This window comes from Flavobacterium sedimenticola, assembly GCF_030053345.1.
Classification (GTDB): domain Bacteria; phylum Bacteroidota; class Bacteroidia; order Flavobacteriales; family Flavobacteriaceae; genus Flavobacterium; species Flavobacterium sedimenticola.
In genome coordinates, this window is sequence record NZ_JASGBP010000001.1 from 309168 (window position 1) to 329242 (window position 20075).

Here is a 20075-nt window from a genome sequence, read left to right on the forward strand (position 1 = left end):
AAACCCTCCCAAACAAAATTAGTCTGGGATGGTTTTATCATGACGCTACTGATTTTTCTTTACTTTCTTCTATAAGGATTACGTCTTCAATTCGAAGTCGAATTAATTTTCTATGATGCCAATACAACTTCAATTTGAGTTTGGACAAATCATAAATGATAATGATAACCAAGACCAAGCTCACCATGTAGAACATTTTGAAGTTTAAATGAGTGTAGGTAAACCCTGCTGTGACGGCACCGCTGAGATACGACAACGTAATGCAGACTAAAAGTTTCGCTCTTCCTTTTAAGGTTTCGTTGGTTCGGAATTCTTTTTTGGTGAACATCGAAAAAAGAACGCCTAAATCGGTTGTGGTTCCGGTTAAATGCGTTGTTTTAACCGCAAAATTTGAGATGCTGGCAGTTAGACCGTTTTGTAAACCCATCGCAAAAAGCATCAAGGCTAATAAAATTTCCGTTTCGGCCAGAGTTTCTCGGTAGTAATACTCTCCGTAAACAGCAACCGTTACCAAACAAATGATTTCTAAAATAAGCGGAATGGAATGCGCAATGTAGCTGTTTTTAGCGTTAATGTGAATGACAAACAGGTTTGAGACAAAACTCCCCAAAAAAAACAAAAATATCCAGGAAAAAACCACCGCTATTTGGTATAAATTACCTTTAACCAATTCGGCCGCCAAAATAGCGTAATGTCCGGTTACATTGGAAGAAAATGAGAAAAAAAGCAACAGCGAACCAATGTTGACCATTCCTGCGGCAAAGGCAGAAAGCGACCCCAGCTTGATGTTGTCGGAAAGCGATCGACTATTACTGTATTTTCGAAGCATTTTTAATTGATTTTTTCAAAGGTTAAACGGGCTATACCACGAGTGTGTGCACTGGTATCAAAGTTAAGTATGAGTTTGTCTTTTTGAAGTTCGGTCAAACTGTAGTGTTCGGTGTTATTGTTGTCGTATTTCAACTCTAAAATATTGCCTCTTCCTTTAATTTTCCAAGCAATCTCCTTGCTGTAATTTTCTCCCTTTAAAAGAAGTTTCCCATTGGGATAGAAAATCCACTTCTCAGCTTTGTGGATGACTAAATTTTGTCCGGCTACTTCTTTAATGTAGCCGGAGTCTTTTCCATAGCTATTTCCCATCGGAAGCTTATTCCAATCGGTTTTTTCATATTCCCAAACCAACTCTTTCCATTCCCCTTCAATTACATCCTCCGGGCTTTTTGCCACACTCATCAGCAAGGTAAAAAGGAATATTCCCAGACCAAAGAAGGCGGTATATTTAATCCAGATTTTCATGAGATATCGGTTGAATTATCCCATGGATACTTGGTTGATAAAAACCTCGGCAATTTTACCTTTTTCCGGGATTGAAGTGTTTAGGCCCGAGTTGATTCGGGTTACTTTGACAGAACATTTATCAATAAATTGCGATAAATCGAAACTGTTTTTGTTAATCAAAAGTGATTTTCTTTCGCAAGTAAAAATGGCATCCACCTTGTTGCCCTCCAAATAATTTTCAAAAGCCGCTAAATTGTACCCGGAAAACAAATCAATCCTTAATGAGGCTATTTGCTGACCAAACTTATTTTTAATGACTTCACAAGCTTCCTGAAATTCCGGATTAGTTAATGACTCTATTTGTTCGGATTTAGAATAAAAGAGTAAATCCCTGATGGAATCGTTTAGGCTTATGCCATGAACCAAAAGGATATTAAACGTATCGGTATTTTGGCTGTTGACTAAAATGGTTTTTAGAACATTCAGCGATTTTACGGTAAAATCAGTCGGAATTAAAATGGTCTTTCTCATAGCTCATTACTATTAATGTTTAACATTACAAAGCTAAGAGTGAGAAATTAGAGCGTTCTTAAGATAAGATTAGAATGCCATTAGAAATTCGGCAAAAAGATTAAAATGGGATTAGAAAGTCTTAAAATTGCGTTAAATCCCTAAAAATCAGGTCAAACACGCTCCGGCTTCCAAGTAGGAAGGGTGATTTGAACCGTGGTTCCTTGTCCCTGAATAGAGTTGACCAAAATTTTACCGTTGTGCATTCTTATAATGTTTCTGGTTAACGGCAAACCAATTCCGTAACCTTCATAATTTTTGGTATTCGAAGCCCTGAAAAACGGATCGTAAATATACTGTATTTCGTCTTTAGGTATGCCGATTCCGGTATCTTTAATTACAATGTAAACAAAATCATCGGATGCACCGATGGAAACCGTTACGGTATTGAAATCCGAATACTTACAGCCATTGCTGATAATGTTACTGAACGCCAAATGCAACAATTGCGTGTTTCCGTTAACTTTGAGTTTCATCGGATTATCGGGCAACAATTCCATGTCGAGAAAAATCTTGTTTTTGCTGTTCATATTTTCAAGATTTTCCTTTACATCCCAGAGCAATTGGTCGATTCTGACCTTATCAAATTTCTGCGCTTTTCCGTTAAACCCCGTTTGTGCTAAGAACAATAAGGCTTTGGTTTTGTTGTCGAGTTTCTCCGCTTCCTGTAAAACAATTTTCAGCGATTCTACATAATCTTCAGCCTGTCGGGGTTTCGACAAAACCACATCGGCTTCACCAATAATGGCGGTTAATGGCGTTCTCAACTCGTGGGAGGCATTACTGATAAAATTATTTTGGGTTTCAAACGACGTCTCAATTCTGTCCAACATATTGTTGAACGTCATGGTCAACTGATTGAGCTCGTCATTACTGTTGTTTTCATTGAGGCGAAGATGTAAATTCTCTGAACTGATTTCTTTTACCTTCTCAGTAATGGAGGATATCGGTTTAAAAATATTTTTAGAAAAATAAAACGCAATGTACAGCAATATCAAAGAAGCAATTCCCATAGCAAACAATAGCGTATTGATGAGGTTTTTTGCCTGATTGATTTCGAAATAATTTTCGGCGGCAGTAATTACGATAAAATCCCCTGATTTTGACTTATAGCGAATGCCCTTGTACAAATACTGCTTGGTGACAAACTCGGCGCTTCCTTTGTTCACGGCATCGGTAAAAAAACTTTCGTTAATGCCGACTTTTTTAGCCTCAGCCGTAATGTTAAGCTCCTTGTTAATCGGGATAAAATAATCTTTTTCGTGCGGCAATTTATCCTCTTTCTCTTGATTGGATAAGGAATTGCTGTCCAATAAATTATTATCTATATTTTCACGTGCTACCTTATTCGCCCTGGCTTCCAATAATTTAAAAAGATAGTTTTCGGAGTAATTGGATACTGAAAAATAGATAAAGAGACTGAATAGCAATATCACCACCAAAAAAGGAATGAGAAAAAGTAACGCCGTTCTGGAACTTCTTTTGATTTGCATACGCTATTATGGCTCTGTTTCTCTTAATACATAACCCATCCCGATGACCGTTTGGATAATTTTCCCTTCCGATTTACCGTCTATTTTCTTTCTCAGATAATTGACATAAACATCAACCACATTGGTTCCCAAATCATAATCAACACCCCAAACAGCTTCAAGAATATTTTGTCTCGACAGAACTTTGTTCTTATTTTTCATAAAGAAAAACAACAATTTATACTCTGTAGAGGTTAGTGAAATCTCTTCTCCGGCACGATGGACTGTTTTAGTATAATCGTCTATTACTAAATCGCCAAAAGTAAAAGTATATTTTTCTCTTCCTGCGGTTTCTGATTCTTTACTACTGCCTTTCGATCTTCTCAGTAGGGTCTTGATACGCGCTACCAATTCTATAAACTTAAACGGTTTGACCAAGTAGTCATCGGCACCGTTTTCCAGTCCTAAGACTATGTTTTCCGAGGTTCCCAGCGCTGTTAAAAATAAAATCGGAACCTCTTGATTTTCCCGCCGAATCGCTTTACAAACATCCAAACCGTTCACGTCGGGCAACATGATATCTAATATAATAATATCAAAAGTGTTCTCGAGCGCCAACTGTAAACCGGTCTTACCATCAAAGGCAACACTAACTTCAAAACCTTCTTCCGAAAGTCCCTTTTTTATAAATGAAACCACATGGGCTTCATCTTCTACCAAAAGTATTTTTTTCATTAACTTAGTGTAACAACTGCCAATTACGCAACCGAAGCCGGAAATTTAACATCAATCATTTTCGGCAAATTAAAAAAAATCAGCCGAAGTTAATACCTTTGTAACCTAATTTTAACTCAAATGAAATTCAACACCAAAGTCATACATGGCAACCAACACCATGAAGCCGTAACCGGAGCTGTAATGCCGCCGGTATTTCAAACCTCAACTTATGCCCAAGTGTCACCCGGGAAACCCGTGGGTGATTACGAATATTCCCGCGCCGCTAATCCAACCCGTCAAGCCCTAGAAGATGCGTTAGCCAGCATCGAAGGCGGAGCGCGTGGATTGGCTTTTGCCTCAGGATTGGCCGCTACTGATTGTTTGTTGCGCCTATTCAAAGCCGGAGACGAAATCATCGCCATGGACGATTTGTATGGCGGAACCTATCGCTTATTCACCCGTTTGTACAATAACAGCGGTATCAAATTCCACTTTGTGGACATGACCGATTTAAACAAACTTCAATCCTTAATCAACGAAAACACCAAACTGGTTTGGGTGGAAACGCCTACCAATCCGTTGATGAAATTGGCCGACATCGCCGAGATTGCCAAAATCACCAAAAAGCATAATATTTTATTTGCGGTTGACAATACTTTTGCCACGCCGTATTTGCAAAAACCCTTAGACTTAGGTGCCGATATCGTGATGCATTCCGCTACTAAGTATTTGGGCGGACACAGCGATGTTATTGCCGGGGCTTTAATTATCAAAGACAAAGCTCTGGGTGATGAATTGCATTTCAAACAATTTGCTACCGGCGGTACCTTAGGTCCAATGGACAGTTTCTTGGTGTTGCGCGGTATTAAAACCTTGCATTTACGCGTACAAAGACATTGTGAAAACGGAGAAAAAGTAGCGCACTTTTTGGCCAATCATCCTGAAATAGACAAAGTATTCTATCCGGGTTTACCGGACCATCCGTTCCATGCCATTGCTAAAAAACAAATGAGTGGTTTTGGCGGTATGGTTTCGTTTACGTTTAAATCGGGTAAAAAAGAAGACGCCATTGCTTTCTTGGAAAAACTCAACGTATTCACCTTGGCCGAATCCTTGGGCGGTGTGGAATCGTTGGCGAATCATCCGGCTTTGATGACACATGCTTCCATTCCGGAGGAAAAACGTAAAGAAGTGGGAATCACCGATGACTTAGTACGTTTGAGCGTTGGCGTAGAAGATATTGATGACTTGTTGGCCGACTTAGAACAGGCTTTCCGATAAAACAAAAAAAGCGCCGAAATTCGGCGCTTTTTTTATACCTACAATTGTTTAGAATCCGTAATTTACGCCAACTCCGATTACCTGACGGGTTTGAAAACCAGCAAAAGCATTATCGTCGTAAATGGTTTGGAATGCAAAATTAGTTGTCAAGTATTTATTGACTTTCATCACTATATTCAAGGTATAATCGATATCAATATTATAGGGGTTTTCAAGATAATTGGTATACAAATTCAAAATGTTCTCGGCGGTTACATTTTCCATGATGTTAAACTTGTAATACCCGTTTACCGCGGCTCCAAATTCATAGCGTGATGTTTCGCCTTGTGCCACCCCAAAAGACGGTCCTAAATCGGTGAAATGACGGTGAACCATAATTACTTTGGAGGTAGCCGGTGCCACGTTGATTTTAAAATCATCACTTTTTTTCCACATCATCCCGGGTCCAAATTGAATAAAAACAGGCGACAGAAAATGAGAAATCTTGATGGTGTTGTCAGCCGGATCAAATCCCGAATCAAACTGCGTTTTGAAATTAAAAAAGAAAGAGTAATACCATTCCCCGGAAGCTTTTTTTCCTAACAAAGAGTTTAATTCAAAGCGATCATCGGTTTTGCGCAACTCCTGACCCGAAATTTTAGTCAACCCGTAATTGGCATTCAATTTATTATCCCAAGTCCACGTATCGCTTTTGTAATTCAAGTCGTATTTCAGTCCCATATTACCGGCAATACTCGATTGTCCCCCCGCTAACCAATTATCAAAACTGGCCTGGTTCGCTAAAAAAGTAAACATTCCGATTTTTTCCCAACCGTTCGGTTTTTCTTCTTTAATCTTGGAAACCGTTTCTTCGGTTTTCTTTAAAAGCTCTTTTTCACTAACTTGTGCTCGTACAAAACCGGCACAAAACAGAGCAACTATGGCTAAACGAAGTGCTATCTTATTCATAATTAAAAAATTTGCCGCAAAGGTAGTATTCCCTGCGGCAAATTCAAATGGTTTTTTATTTTGCTTTTTTGTACAGCGGTACCGCCGAACAAGCCTCACCATACATAATGCTTTTGGCATACGGTTGCAGTTTTTGAACGGCCATAATGTAAGCGCTTTCGGGAACAGGCTTTTTTGAACAGCCTTTAATAATAACCGGCTTATCTTGGTATTGGGTATAATCCAATGTAGGCAAAATTTCCTGATACAAAGCAGTATTCAAGTCGGTAATAGTGCCTAAAATCACTTTTTGAGCAAACGGTGCCAAATAAGTCGTTACTAAAATTGTAGCCCAAGCCGGAACAATCGCATCGGTTGAACAATGAATGGCTACATAATGATTTTGGTATTGCGACCAATCGTGATTTTTTAATGCGTCGCGAAAGTCTTTTTCTTTGAGTAAAAACCCTTCCAACAACCATTGCGAAATATCGATTTGTGTTCGGGTTCCGTTCGGATAATAATCTTCCAAATCGAAAACTTCGAGGGCGGAGTTGGCTACTCTGTTGATAATCTCGTCCATTTTTTAGTGTTCCGTGTTCAGTGTTCAGTGTTTAGTCGCAAAACTGCCGGCTGTTACTGCTTACTGAATACTGTTTTTAAAGCATTCCTAATTCTAACTTGGCTTCTTCGCTCATTAAATCTTTGCTCCAAGGCGGATCAAACGTAATCTCGACTTCGCACGATTTGACATGCTCGATTTTAGTGATTTTTTCTTCCACCTCACGCGGTAAAGTTTCGGCCACCGGGCAGTTGGGCGACGTTAACGTCATCAAGACTTTGACTTCGTTGTCTTCGTTAATCATCACATCGTAGATTAAGCCTAGTTCGTAGATATCTACCGGAATCTCCGGATCGTAAATGCCTTTGAGCACTTTCACTACATTTTCGCCTAAATTGATATCGTCTTTAAATTCTTCCATGGTTATTACTTTTACTCGTATGAGACTGATTTTAATTGAATTGTTTCGTAAAATGTACGAACCTTATTTATTCCGAAATTATTGTTTTCAAAAATATACCCAAGTGTTATCACTTTTGGAAGATTTGAATTTGTATTCACATAATTCGTCAAAATGACATCGTTCCTGACTTCTTTAAAACTGCCTTCAAAGTCGCTAAGCCACTGAATACTTTTTATAATTTCTGAAAAAGATTTTCTGTGTGTTATGGCAGGATAACTTGTCTTTTTTGTCTTCTTCTCGTAGTCAATAAAAATCGTATATCGAAATCTTCCATATGTTTCTTTGGAGAGTTTTTCATAGAGCGATTTTATTTCAGAGTCGTTTCTTTCTGCTTTGATGATTGTTTTATTTGTTTCTAAATCATAGGTTCCTACATAGCTTTCATTACTGTGATACAATATACTTAGCATTTTTTCCTTTGATTCAGCATCCAATTCGGTAAATAAAACAAAACCGCATAAGTACTGTTCCGCGGGATGAGTTGTTTTTCTAAAACTTAGATTTGGAAATTTAATTTTATAAAACATTGTATCGGCATAAAAACCTTTTTCATCATAATATATGTTTGATTTTTTCTCATATATAAAGTGAATCTTTTTGTAGTTATGTGGTTCTGCCGGAAAGCGTTCTTGCGAAAAACCATTGCAAAAACTTATAATACACCATATGTTAATGACTAGCTTCATTCACTTTTTGCCTTGAACGCCAAAGCGTACATTTTTAATTTTTTAATCATCGATACCAAGCCGTTGGCTCGGGTTGGTGATAAATGTTCTTTGAGTCCGATTTCGTCTATAAAATCGGTGTTGGCGTCTAAAATATCCGAGGCTTTTTGATTGGAAAAAACCCGTATTAAAATAGCGATAATACCTTTGGTTAAAATAGCATCACTATCGGCCGTGAAAACGACTTTGTCGCCTTGTTGTTCGGCATGAACCCAAACTTTAGATTGACAACCTTTGATGATGTTGTCTTCGGTTTTGTAGTGCTCGTCTATAAGCGGTAGCGATTTTCCGAGTTCGATGATGTATTCGTAGCGTTGCATCCAATCATCGAACATGGAGAACTCGTCCACGATTTCGTCTTGTATTTCTCGTATGGTCATTCTGTTGTTTTGGCTAAGGAAACGATTTTGGTTACCAGTTTTTCGATTTCGGCCGGCGGATAGCCGTGGTCAAAGTCTTTGCTTTCATAGTTCTTGTCTTGATAGCGTACTTTGAGGTTGGCGGCCGCGGCGCCATCGTAAAAACGTTTTTGCGTTGGGTCTTTAAAATTCGGCAATTCCTCTAGATTGATTTCGGTAAACCCGTTAACCAAGACTTTCCAATCGGCATCGGAAATTTTGATTTGTTCGGCTTTATTTTCAGGGCTTCTGCCCTGTGAAATCGTGGCCGTTTGATTGGTAATGATGATTTTCAGATGATAGCCACGTGTGTCGGCCGCATATTGAATCACCGCATTGTTCAGGTCGTTTTGAGTGGCATTATCACAGCTCTTGGCCATGAAAAGGGTTAAAAAAATCATTGAAATTGTTTTCATATTCTTGTTGTTTTACGGCATGTCCACGGGACATTTATTTTATACTGTTCGACCTTTGGTCTCGAGTCTCCTCTTAATATCACACGAGCTTTGCGACTGCCTTAGGAAATAGCCCCGATTGGAGTACGTATCCTTTTTTAGTTTCTACTTCGACTCCCGAAGTTTCGGAGCAGTATAACAAACTAAAAAAGATACTACGGAAAGCGGGAAATAGCTCCTAAAAATTTTTTAGCTCAACATCATTTTAGCTTTTTTAATGGCCTCGACCATCACGTCTATTTCTTCTTTGGTGTTGTAAAAAGCGAAACTCGCTCTAATGGTACCCGGTATATTGAAATAATCCATAATGGGCTGCGCGCAATGATGTCCGGTGCGCACCGCTATGCCTAACTTATCGATAATTGTGCCAATGTCGTACGGATGAATGCCGTTGATGTTAAACGAAATTACGGAAGTTTTGGCTTCGGCCGTACCAAAAATTTGCAATCCTTCGATTTCGAGTAATTTTTGGGTGGCGTACTCCAATAATTCGTGTTCGTATTTCGCAATGTTATCGAAACCCACTTCGTTCAAGTAATCTACAGCCGTACCTAGCACAATTCCGCCGGCAATGTTTGGTGTTCCGGCTTCAAATTTATGCGGCAAGTCGGCATAGGTAGTTTTCTCAAAAGTAACCGTGGCAATCATTTCGCCACCGCCTTGATAGGGTGGCAATTTTCGGAGCCATGTTTCTTTGCCGTAAAGAATTCCGATGCCGGTTGGCCCACAGATTTTGTGACCCGAAAACACGTAGAAGTCGCAATCCAAATCCTGAACATCAGGCTTTAAATGCGGCGTAGCCTGAGCACCGTCGATTAAAACAGCAGCGCCCACTTGGTGTGCTTTGGCAATCATTTCCTTAACCGGATTGATGGTTCCTAAGGCATTGGAAATATGGTTCACAGTGACGATTTTGGTTTTGGGCGATAATAACTTGTCGTATTCTGCCTGAATCAATTCGCCTTTGTCGTTCATGGGAATGACTTTTAAGACCGCCCCGGTTCTTTCGCATAACATTTGCCATGGCACGATGTTGCTGTGGTGTTCTAAAGCCGAAACCAACACTTCATCGCCCGCTTTGAGTAACGCCGCAAAACCGTTTGCCACTGCATTGATGCCATGCGTGGTCCCTGAAGTAAAAATGACTTCATAGGCGTTTTTGGCGTTGATGTGATGTTGTATGGTATGACGAGACGCTTCGTACGCATCGGTCGCTAACTGACTCAATGTATGTACGCCGCGATGAATATTGGCGTTGATTTCTTGGTAATATCGGGCGATGGCATCAATCACGACTTGTGGTTTTTGCGAGGTAGCGCCATTATCAAAATAAACGAGCGGTTTGCCATTGACTTTTTGAGAAAGTATCGGGAAATCGGCTCTGATTTTTTGGATGTCTAACATGGTATTATTTAGAAAAATTCTAAATACAAAAGTAGCAAAATTGAGCTGGAAAAAGGGAAGAATTCACGAATATTTATGATTTGTTTTCGGATGGATTTTGAAGTTTGTAAGGCGCTAAGAAAACTTAGAACTTAAATGAATTCAAATGAGTTATGTAATTCAAATTTTATAAATTGCTTCAAAATTATGCTTCATGAAAAAGTTTCTTAAAGTTTTAGCTGTTCTGGTGTTGATTGCACTAATTTATTTCCGCGTTCAGATTTACCCGCAACTCGACATGCTGACCGGTTTTTCGGCAAAAAGTGTGGCATCGGGTACGTTTATTGATCACCGTTCGTTGGCTGTTATTGAAAAAGGCGATAACGACATTCCGATGGTTCGTATGGCGGATAATACCGTGAATTCAGAAGAAAAGTTTGCTGTTTCCAGCGTATTTGGCATTAAAGAGCGAAAGGCTATTTACAGAGAAGGCTTAGGCGCAACGCTAATTAACGACACTTTCGATACGAAAGCGCCTTTCGAAGTGCCGCAACGCAACGTAATAGAGAACAAACTGCCGTATCCGTTAGGCAATGCTCATCCGGTGGATACTACTTTTGCTGAAATAGACGCTGTTCGATTGCAAAAAGCGGTTGAAAATGCATTTGATAACAATTCAGAGAAAAATAAACGAACCCGCGCCGTAGTGGTGTTGTACAAAGATCGTTTGGTAGCCGAAAAATACGCCCCGGGATTTTCGGCGACTTCTAAGATATTGGGATGGTCAATGACCAAGAGCATCACAGCAACCTACTTTGGCATTTTGCAAAAACAAGGGAAAATCGACATTATGAAACCCGCACCCATAGCCGAATGGCAAAATGATGCGCGGAAAAAAATTACCCTAAACGACTTGCTGCACATGAATTCGGGTTTGGAATGGGAAGAAGATTACACCAAGATTTCCGATGTGACAAAAATGCTTTTTTTGGAAGAAAACATGGCACAATCGCAAATCAACAAACCCTTTGTAGGCAAACCGAACCAAAGCTGGAATTATTCTTCGGGAACCTCTAATTTACTCTCGGGAATTTTGCGACAACAATTCAAAACCCATCAGGAGTATTTAAATTTTTGGTACAACAGTTTGTTTGACAAATTAGGGATGACATCGGCTTTGGTAGAAGTAGATATGGCCGGAAATTTTGTCGGTTCCTCTTATGGCTGGGCTTCGGCACGGGATTGGGCCAAATTCGGGTTGCTGTATTTGCGACAGGGGAATTGGAACGGCGAACAGCTTTTTGACCCGAGTTGGGCCCGTTATGTGGCCACGCCAACCCAAACGTCTGACGGACGGTATGGTGCTCATTTTTGGTTGAATGCCGGGGGGAAATTCCCCGACGTGACGAGGGACATGTATTATTGCAGCGGATATCAGGGACAAATGGTCGCTATTTTCCCGAGCCATAATCTGGTGGTGGTTCGCATGGGATTGAGTGAGGCATTCGATTTTAACGGGTTTTTAAAAGAGATTGTGGCGAGTTTGGAGAAAGACAACAAAAACACAAAAAAATAACTATTTAGCCCCGATTACCTCACTTTGCTTTTATTTGTAATTGGAGTTCGGTGAATGCTTCGCATTTGTAATGAAAATAAAAAAGGCTTCCTGATTGGGAAGCTTTTTTATTGTAGTGAAAAGCGGGAATAAGGGCAACAAGAATGCCCGAACCATTCGCTCTTGATTTTTATAAATTGAATCCTAAATTTACGCCTAATTTCGTGGCAATGATTTTGGTGATGCGCTGTTTTAACTCCGGTATTTTGATGCTCTCGATGACTTCGTTAGAGAAGGCGTACATCAGTAGTGCTTTGGCTTCCTTCTTCGGAATACCGCGTTGTTGCATGTAGAACATGGCCGTTTCATCCAACTGTCCGATGGTACACCCGTGAGAACATTTTACGTCGTCGGCAAAAATTTCCAATTGCGGTTTGGCGTTAATTGTGGCTTTGTCGCCCAGCAAAATATTGTTGTTTTGTTGGAAAGCATCGGTTTTTTGCGCTTCTTTTTCCACATAAATTTTACCGTTGAAAACACCCGTCGCACTGTCGGCCAAAATGGTTTTGTAGTTTTGATGGCTTTCGCAATTCGGCGTTGCATGATGCACCAACGTGTAATGATCTACATGTTGCTTATCGCCGATGATGGTAATTCCTTTTAAAGTCGAATCGATGCGTTCTCCGAAATGGTAGAAATTCAAGTTGTTTCTTGTGATGTTGCCACCAAATGAAAACGTATGCACCGAAACACGACTTTCCTGCTTTTGTGAAATATAGGTGTTGTCAATCAGGTTCGCCGATGGCAAATCGTTTTGAACTTTATAGTAGTCCACGATAGCGCGCTTTTGGGCAAAAATCTCAGTAACCGAATTGGTTAATACCGGATTTTCATTCAGACTTTGGTGTCTTTCAATGATTTGCACATGGGCATTTTCACCTACAATCACCAAATTGCGCGGTTGTACCATCAACGCATTTTCTTTTCCGGTAGAAAAATAAATGATTTCAATGGGTTTCTCGACTACTTTGCTTTTCGGAATGTTAATATACGCTCCTTCGTTGGCAAAAGCCGTATTCAAGCTGGTTAAGCTTTCCTCTTTACTGGCTATTTTGTTGAAATACTCATCGATAACCATTTTGTATTTGGGTTTGTTCAGCGCAGAAGACATCAAACAAACATCCAAACCATCGTGAGTCGTATTGGATAAAAAAGAGGCGAATTTACCGTCCACAAAAATCACTTTGTGCGTATCGATTTCGTGCATGAAGTATTTCTTCACATCTGCAAACTCAACCGCATTTTCGTGTTTCGGAAATACCGAATAATCATTTTTCAGAATCGCATTCAGGGAAGTATATTTCCAAGCTTCTTCTTTCTTGGTCGGAAAGCCTTTGTCTTCAAAGTTTTTTATGGCCGCTGTTCGCACATCATGTAAGTCCGAATGAACATCAATTTGTTCTTCGAAAGCCATGAACGACGAGATGAGTTTTTCTTTTAATTCCATTTTATTTTAGTTGTAAGTTGTAAGTTCCAGGTTGTACGTTTTTGCAAACTGAACACTGCTACTGCCAACTAATTTTATGCTTCTTGCTCTTGTTTGATCCAATCGTATCCCTTTTCCTCTAACTTTAATGCTAAATCGGCACCACCTGTTTTTACAATTTTGCCGTCCATTAAAACGTGAACATAATCGGGCACGATATAGTCCAGCAAACGTTGGTAATGCGTGATGACTAATACCGCGTTGCTTTCGTTTTTCAGTTTGTTAACCCCGTTAGCTACAATACGCAAGGCGTCGATATCCAAACCGGAATCCGTTTCATCAAGAATCGCCAATTTCGGCTCTAACATGGCCATTTGAAAAATTTCGTTACGCTTCTTTTCACCGCCTGAGAAACCTTCGTTTAGCGAACGCGATAAAAACTTGCGGTCCATTTCCAACAATTCCGATTTTTCACGGATGAGTTTCAGCATTTCGTTGGCCGGCATTTCTTCCTGATTGTTGGCTTTTCTTTTTTCGTTGATGGCTGTTTTGATAAAATTAGTCACCGAAACACCCGGAATTTCTACCGGATACTGGAACGACAAGAAAACGCCTTTGTGCGCTCTTTCTTCGGGCGCCAATTCGGAAATATCTTCCCCTTCCAATAGGATTTCGCCTTCGGACACTTCGTAATTTTCGTTTCCGGCGATAATAGATGAAAGCGTACTTTTCCCGGCACCGTTGGGTCCCATAATGGCGTGTACTTCTCCGGCTTTAATTTCTAAATTGATACCTTTTAGTATGTCTTTGTCTTCAACAGAAGCGTGTAAATTTTTTATGCTTAACATTTTTGAATGTGTTTTATGCTGATTAATGATTATCCCACCGAACCTTCTAATGAAATCTCCAATAGTTTTTGTGCCTCTACGGCAAATTCCATCGGCAGTTTGTTCAACACATCTTTGCTGAAACCGTTCACGATTAATGCGATGGCTTTTTCGGTTGGAATTCCGCGTTGGTTGCAATAAAACACTTGGTCTTCCCCAATTTTAGAGGTGGTCGCTTCGTGTTCGATTTTAGCCGTGGCGTTTTTACTTTCAATATAGGGAAACGTGTGTGCACCGCAATTGTTCCCCATCAACAACGAGTCGCATTGCGAGAAGTTACGAGCATTTTCGGCACGAGCACCAATTTGTACTAAACCACGGTAACTGTTTTGTGATTTTCCGGCTGAGATTCCTTTGGAGATGATGGTCGATTTGGTGTTTTTACCCAAATGGATCATTTTAGTTCCGGTATCGGCTTGTTGGAAATTATTGGTTACGGCAATCGAGTAAAACTCACCAATCGAATTATCGCCTTTTAAGACGCAAGAAGGATATTTCCAAGTTACAGCAGAACCGGTTTCTACTTGTGTCCAGGAGATTTTGGCGTTTTTCTCGCACAACCCTCTTTTGGTTACAAAATTGAAAACACCGCCTTTGCCTTCTTTGTTTCCGGGATACCAGTTTTGAACGGTAGAGTATTTGATTTCGGCGTTGTCTAACGCGATCAATTCTACCACCGCAGCATGCAATTGGTTTTCATCGCGACTTGGTGCCGTACAGCCTTCCAAATACGAAACATAACTGCCTTCATCAGCAATCACCAAGGTTCTTTCGAACTGCCCGGTTCCGGCTTGATTGATGCGGAAATAGGTGGATAATTCCATTGGGCAACGAACGCCTTTCGGAATGTAGCAAAAACTACCGTCTGAGAAAACCGCCGAATTCAGTGCCGCATAAAAATTGTCTTTTTGAGGTACTACAGTACCCAAATATTTTCGAACCAATTCGGGATGTTCTTTGATGGCTTCCGAAATACTCATAAAAATGATACCTTTTTCGGCCAAGGTCTTTTTAAAAGTGGTCGCTACCGAAACCGAATCGACCACGATATCCATGGCGATGTTGTTCATTTTCTTTTGCTCATCAATGGAGATTCCTAATTTTTTGTACATCGCCAAAAGTTCCGGATCCACATCGTCTAAGGTTTTATTCGGGTCGGCTTTTTTGGGAGCCGAATAATAGGAAATCGCTTGGAAATCGGGTTTTTCGTAATGCACATTCGCCCATTCCGGTTCGGTCATTTCCTGCCAAGCTCTGAAGGCTTCAATACGCCAATCGGTCATCCATTGCGGCTCTTCTTTTTTTTGAGAAATCGCTCGGACGATGTCTTCGTTAAGGCCATTAGGAAACGTCTCCGATTCTAATTCGGTGTAGAATCCGTACTCGTATTCTTTATTTTCCAATTCGACTTTTAAGTCGTCTTCTGTATACTTTGCCATACTTTTTTCTAAAGAGAAAATGATTCCCCGCATCCGCAGGTTCTTGATGCATTAGGATTGTTAAACACAAATCCTTTTCCGTTTAAACCACCGGAATATTCTAAAATGGTTCCGGCCAAATAAAGGAATGATTTTTTTTCTACGGCTATTTTGACATCATTATCTTCAAAAACCTTGTCGTTTTCACCTATTGCTTTGTCAAACTTTAACTCATACGACAATCCGGAGCAACCACCACTTTTAACGCCCACACGAACGTAATCTTTGGCTGCATCAAAGCCGTCTTCTTTCATCATTTCAACGATTTTTTTACTCGCTGTGTCTGAAACCTTTATCATGACTTATTTTGATTTTGTCTAAATTAATGTGCAAATTTAAGACAATTATCCGTTTTAGCTACTATAGTAACATTTTTATAACTAATCTTTTGATAGAAAAAAATGATTTTTTATTCTGTATTTTTGTGAAAAACATTCAAAATGAAGATTTACCCCATTGAAGCCGGAAATTTTAAGTTAGATGGCGGGGCCATGTTTGGCGTTGTCCCTAAAACCATCTGGAACAAAACTAATCCGGCAGACGCCAATAATTTGATAGATATTGCGGCTCGATGTATGCTGATTCAAGACGGCAACCGATTGATTTTAATTGACACCGGCATGGGCAACAAACAGTCGGAAAAATTCTTTGGTTATTATTCACTTTGGGGCGACTTTACTTTAGACGGATCTTTGGCGAAATACGGTTTTCATCGCGACGATGTGACCGATGTGTTTATGACGCATTTGCACTTTGACCATTGTGGTGGCAGCGTGAATTGGAATGCAGCCAAAACCGGTTACGAAGTGGCATTTAAAAATGCCAAATTTTGGACCAACGACAACCACTGGGAATGGGCTACTAAACCCAATGTGCGTGAGAAAGCCTCTTTTCTTACCGAAAATATCCTGCCGATGCAGGAAAGCGGACAATTGCATTTTATCAAAAGACCCGAAGGCGATTTCGGGATTTCGGAAGAATTAGGTTTTGGCATTTTTTATGTTGACGGTCATACCGAAAAAATGATGATTCCTCACATACAGTACCAAGACAAAACTATCGTTTTTTGCGCCGATTTAATTCCGACTGCCGGACATTTACCCTTACCTTATGTAATGGGTTATGATACTCGACCATTATTGACCATGTCCGAAAAAGCAACGTTTTTAAATGCCGCAGCCGCTAATAATTATTATTTGTGGTTAGAGCACGATGCGCACAACCCAATTGTAACAGTGGAGAACACCGAAAAAGGAGTTCGATTGAAAGAGATTTTTAAAACAGAAGATCTTTTTTAATCTATTTTAGTGCTGTTTTGGTGCCCTAATTGGTTGAAAAGCTGCTAATTTTTTGTTAATTTTTATTTGATATGTCAAATATTGATAAATCATTTATATTTTTGTCCTGAAATGAATTTAAAACATGGAGAAATTAGACGACATCATTTTTTACAAAATAGACAAAGCCATTCGCTCTTACCGAATGTTTGCACAAAGACAATTAAAAACCCAAGGGTACAAAATATCAGTAGACCAGTGGTTGGTGATTAAGGCTATTTTGGAAAATCCGGGAATGCCGCAACAAGAAATAGCAGCCGTTGTATTTAAAGACAACGCTTCGGTGACCAGAATCATTGAAATTTTGGTTCAATCCGGATATTTAAGGCGAAACACCCATGAAACGGACAGAAGAAAAACCAGCTTAGAAGTAACTGAAAACGGAAGAGACATCATTCAAAGTGTGCAGAGTTTGGTTCAGCAAAACCGAAAAGTGGCTCTAAAAGGCGTTAGTGAATCGGAATTGCAAAACATGTATCAAACACTTAATAAAATCATCGACAATTGCCCATAGTCATTAAGGCTAAAATCATCATCAATCAAATCATCAATTAAAACGAACAGTAACATGAAATCAATCCTAATTTTCATTGGGCTTTTTTGGCTCAATGGTTATCAATCGGCGTTTGCTCAAAACGAGAAAATCTCCATAACAGGGCAACTAAAAAAAACGGCTACCATTTCCCCGGAAAACCTTTTGGTTTATCTGTATGCCAAAGAAAACGAACAGTTAATCAAAACCGAGGCTGCAGAACAAACGGGGAAATTTGTTTTTGAAAATATTGCGCCGGGAACCTATTACGTAACCGTTGAAGAAAACGGTAAAATCCTTCACAACAGCGCTTCATTCAACGCGACTTCGGACTATGCCATTCCCGAAATTGAATTGGCTAATCCTTCCGAAAACTTAAAAGAGGTTGTCATCACCAAGGCGAAAAAATTCATCGAACGACAAGACGGAAAAATGATTATGAATGTGGACAGTTCCATTGGTTCTTCGGGGAGCACAGCCTTCGAACTCTTGGAAAAAGCACCCAGTGTAGCCATCGACAACAACGACAACATTAGCCTGAGAGGTAAATCGGGCATACAAATTCAAATTGACGGAAAGCCTACGCAAATGTCGGGCTCCAACTTAGCCGATTACCTTCGAGGCATTCCGGCAGAAAGCATTGATAAAATTGAATTCATTACCAATCCGGGCTCAAAATACGATGCAGCCGGAACAGCCATCATCAACATCAAGATGAAAAAAAGCAAACGAAAAGGCACTAACGGCAGCATTTCACTATCCAACGGCTCGGGCAGGTATTTCAAAAACGGCAACAATGTTTCCCTAAACCATCGTACGGAAAAATGGAATGTTTTCGGGAACTACGGCTTTGCATATCGCGAGGGTTTTAACGATTTGAAATTGGACCGCAAATTTTACGAAGACAACGTATTCACGGGTGCCTACGATCAAACTAATTTTTTAAAAATGCAATTGAAAAACCATACCGGACGATTCGGGATTGACTATTTAGCCAATGAAAAACACTCTTTTAGTCTTTTGGCCAACGTGGTGAACAACAAATTTAATCCAACGGGTAGCAATGTGTCGGATGTGTACGACAACACCAACTCTTTGGTATCGAGCTTTGAAACCAAAAACAAAGCCAACAATCAATGGGAAAATTATGCCGTCAATTTGAACCATAAAGTCAAAATCGACTCTCTTGGTACCGAACTCAACACCGATTTCGACTGGGCCAATTACGGGAACCGAAACGACCAAGATTTCACCACGCGCTACTATGATTTAGACGGTGTAGAATTCCAAAATCCATATATCTTAGAAGGAAACATCAAAGGCGAGTTGAATGTAATCGGGCTTAAAACCGATTTCACGACTACTTTTAGAAACAAAGTGAAACTGGAATCCGGATTAAAATCGACTTATGTCAAATCGGATAACGAACTTACGTTTTACGACTGGAGTTCGGGCAGTCCGGTGTTGGATGAAACAAAAAGCAATCATTTCATCTACAAAGAAAACATCAATGCAGCCTATTTAATTGCTTCCAAAGAGTTTGGGAAATGGAAAACCAATTTGGGATTGCGTATTGAAAACACCAACATCGACGGTGAACAGCGCGTAGGCGATCAATCTTTTAAAAACAGTTATACCCAACTTTTTCCAAGTGCCTTTGTGGGTTACACCGTCAGCGAAAACCATAGCCTGGAATTCAATTACAGCCGACGAATTACCCGGCCGAGTTACGACCAATTGAATCCGTTTAAATTCTTCTTGGATCCGACAACGTACGAAGAGGGAAATCCGTATTTGAGTCCGCAAACCACAAATTCGTTCGAGTTGACGCACGTACTTAACAAAAAGATATACACCACCCTAAGCTATTCACAAACGACCAACAATATCACCCAGGTTATTATGCCTTCCGAAGATAACAACCAAGCCACGGTACAAACCAATAAAAATTTGAATACCGTGACTACTTGGGGTTTGAACACGATTATTCCATTTGAAATCACCAAATGGTGGACCAACAATAACACCTTGAATTTTAACTTGAATTCTTTCTCCGGAAATGTATCCGGAACGGCGCTAAACAGCCAAAGCAACTTTGCCTACGATTTCAACACGACCAATAATTTCAAATTCGGAAACGGGTTTTCGGGCGAACTCTCTGCCAATTACAGAAGCAGTCAGATTTATGCTTTCTTGGATTTAAAACCGGTTTGGTTTTTGAACTTGGGTGTACAGAAAAAATTTGAAAAAGCCACTTTACGTTTAGCGGTTAACGACTTATTTTTCACCAATAACATCAGGGCTTCCAACACTTTCACCAATTACACCGAAAGGTTTGCGGTTTCTCGCGATTCCAGAAATGTCATGCTGACTTTTACCTATAATTTCGGAAACGGAAATTCGCAACCTCGGCGAACCGGAGGTGCGGAAGACATCAAACAAAGAGCCGGAAACGGAAACGGTTAGTTCCTTGTTTCGTAACAAACTTTAAAACTTCGGAAAGATTCCTTTTCCGAAGTTTTTTATAATGATGCCTAAAATATTGTTAATCCTGAGAGCCTTTTTTACA

21 protein-coding genes are annotated in these 20075 nt (G+C 40.0%); 5 read left to right on the plus strand and 16 right to left on the minus strand.

The features are described from left to right. Positions 1-37 precede the first annotated feature (37 nt). The 5 genes from QHT84_RS01290 to QHT84_RS01310 all read right to left on the minus strand — a co-directional run bounded on the left by QHT84_RS01290 (position 38) and on the right by QHT84_RS01310 (position 4055). Positions 38-829: a YoaK family protein gene (locus tag QHT84_RS01290; protein WP_283237726.1), complete on the minus strand. Its 792-nt coding sequence runs from the start codon at positions 827-829 to the stop codon at positions 38-40. 2 nt (positions 830-831) lie between these two features. Further along, positions 832-1296: a hypothetical protein gene (locus QHT84_RS01295; RefSeq protein WP_283237727.1), complete on the minus strand. Its 465-nt coding sequence runs from the start codon at positions 1294-1296 to the stop codon at positions 832-834. Between the two features lie 15 nt (positions 1297-1311). Then, on the minus strand, positions 1312-1809 hold the full coding sequence (locus QHT84_RS01300) for a hypothetical protein (protein ID WP_283237728.1): 498 nt from the start codon (positions 1807-1809) through the stop codon (positions 1312-1314). A 152-nt stretch (positions 1810-1961) separates the two neighbouring features. Next, entirely contained in the window at positions 1962-3341 is a 1380-nt protein-coding gene (locus tag QHT84_RS01305) for a sensor histidine kinase (protein WP_283237729.1), read from the minus strand. Positions 3342-3347: 6 nt separating this feature from the next. Continuing rightward, on the minus strand, positions 3348-4055 hold the full coding sequence (locus tag QHT84_RS01310; protein ID WP_283237730.1) for a response regulator transcription factor: 708 nt from the start codon (positions 4053-4055) through the stop codon (positions 3348-3350). 120 nt (positions 4056-4175) lie between these two features. Between QHT84_RS01310 and QHT84_RS01315 the strand changes: the two genes are divergently transcribed. Then, entirely contained in the window at positions 4176-5318 is a 1143-nt protein-coding gene (locus tag QHT84_RS01315) for a cystathionine gamma-synthase (protein ID WP_283237731.1), read from the plus strand. A 48-nt stretch (positions 5319-5366) separates the two neighbouring features. Here QHT84_RS01315 and QHT84_RS01320 read toward each other — a convergent pair whose 3' ends face one another. The 7 genes from QHT84_RS01320 to QHT84_RS01350 all read right to left on the minus strand — a co-directional run bounded on the left by QHT84_RS01320 (position 5367) and on the right by QHT84_RS01350 (position 10252). Further along, complete coding sequence (locus QHT84_RS01320; protein WP_283237732.1) at positions 5367-6266, minus strand: DUF3078 domain-containing protein; 900 nt, start codon at positions 6264-6266, stop codon at positions 5367-5369. Between the two features lie 55 nt (positions 6267-6321). After that, a complete protein-coding gene (locus tag QHT84_RS01325; RefSeq protein ID WP_283237733.1) occupies positions 6322-6828 on the minus strand; it encodes a DUF2480 family protein in 507 nt (168 codons plus the stop codon). 76 nt (positions 6829-6904) lie between these two features. Then, entirely contained in the window at positions 6905-7228 is a 324-nt protein-coding gene (locus tag QHT84_RS01330; protein ID WP_283237734.1) for an SUF system Fe-S cluster assembly protein, read from the minus strand. An 11-nt stretch (positions 7229-7239) separates the two neighbouring features. After that, complete coding sequence (locus QHT84_RS01335; protein ID WP_283237735.1) at positions 7240-7956, minus strand: hypothetical protein; 717 nt, start codon at positions 7954-7956, stop codon at positions 7240-7242. Next, positions 7953-8375: a SufE family protein gene (locus QHT84_RS01340; RefSeq protein ID WP_283237736.1), complete on the minus strand. Its 423-nt coding sequence runs from the start codon at positions 8373-8375 to the stop codon at positions 7953-7955. Before QHT84_RS01340 ends, QHT84_RS01335 begins: the two co-directional genes overlap by 4 nt. After that, on the minus strand, positions 8372-8809 hold the full coding sequence (locus QHT84_RS01345; protein WP_283237737.1) for a hypothetical protein: 438 nt from the start codon (positions 8807-8809) through the stop codon (positions 8372-8374). The genes QHT84_RS01340 and QHT84_RS01345 overlap by 4 nt, the downstream gene beginning before the upstream one ends. Before the next feature lie 228 nt (positions 8810-9037). Beyond that, positions 9038-10252 (minus strand): aminotransferase class V-fold PLP-dependent enzyme, encoded by a 1215-nt coding sequence (locus QHT84_RS01350; RefSeq protein WP_283237738.1) that lies wholly within the window; start codon positions 10250-10252, stop codon positions 9038-9040. Positions 10253-10445: 193 nt separating this feature from the next. Between QHT84_RS01350 and QHT84_RS01355 the strand changes: the two genes are divergently transcribed. Then, positions 10446-11807, plus strand: a complete 1362-nt coding sequence (locus tag QHT84_RS01355) for a serine hydrolase domain-containing protein (RefSeq protein ID WP_283237739.1) — start codon at positions 10446-10448, stop codon at positions 11805-11807. Between the two features lie 169 nt (positions 11808-11976). Here the strand turns inward: QHT84_RS01355 and sufD are convergent, their stop codons facing one another. The 4 genes from sufD to QHT84_RS01375 all read right to left on the minus strand — a co-directional run bounded on the left by sufD (position 11977) and on the right by QHT84_RS01375 (position 15936). Next, positions 11977-13293, minus strand: coding sequence for a Fe-S cluster assembly protein SufD (gene sufD, locus QHT84_RS01360; protein WP_283237740.1), 1317 nt, complete (start codon positions 13291-13293; stop codon positions 11977-11979). 74 nt (positions 13294-13367) lie between these two features. Then, positions 13368-14120 (minus strand): Fe-S cluster assembly ATPase SufC, encoded by a 753-nt coding sequence (sufC, locus tag QHT84_RS01365; protein ID WP_283237741.1) that lies wholly within the window; start codon positions 14118-14120, stop codon positions 13368-13370. 29 nt (positions 14121-14149) lie between these two features. After that, entirely contained in the window at positions 14150-15598 is a 1449-nt protein-coding gene (gene sufB, locus QHT84_RS01370; RefSeq protein ID WP_283237742.1) for a Fe-S cluster assembly protein SufB, read from the minus strand. Between the two features lie 8 nt (positions 15599-15606). After that, positions 15607-15936, minus strand: a complete 330-nt coding sequence (locus tag QHT84_RS01375) for a HesB/IscA family protein (RefSeq protein ID WP_283237743.1) — start codon at positions 15934-15936, stop codon at positions 15607-15609. Between the two features lie 141 nt (positions 15937-16077). Here QHT84_RS01375 and QHT84_RS01380 point away from each other — a divergent pair, with 141 nt between their 5' ends. From QHT84_RS01380 to QHT84_RS01390, 3 genes are all read left to right on the plus strand, one after another. Then, positions 16078-16935, plus strand: a complete 858-nt coding sequence (locus QHT84_RS01380; RefSeq protein WP_283237744.1) for an MBL fold metallo-hydrolase — start codon at positions 16078-16080, stop codon at positions 16933-16935. A 124-nt stretch (positions 16936-17059) separates the two neighbouring features. Further along, positions 17060-17488, plus strand: a complete 429-nt coding sequence (locus QHT84_RS01385) for a MarR family winged helix-turn-helix transcriptional regulator (protein ID WP_283237745.1) — start codon at positions 17060-17062, stop codon at positions 17486-17488. 54 nt (positions 17489-17542) lie between these two features. Continuing rightward, positions 17543-19972, plus strand: a complete 2430-nt coding sequence (locus QHT84_RS01390) for an outer membrane beta-barrel family protein (RefSeq protein WP_283237746.1) — start codon at positions 17543-17545, stop codon at positions 19970-19972. The last annotated feature ends 103 nt before the right edge of the window (positions 19973-20075 follow it).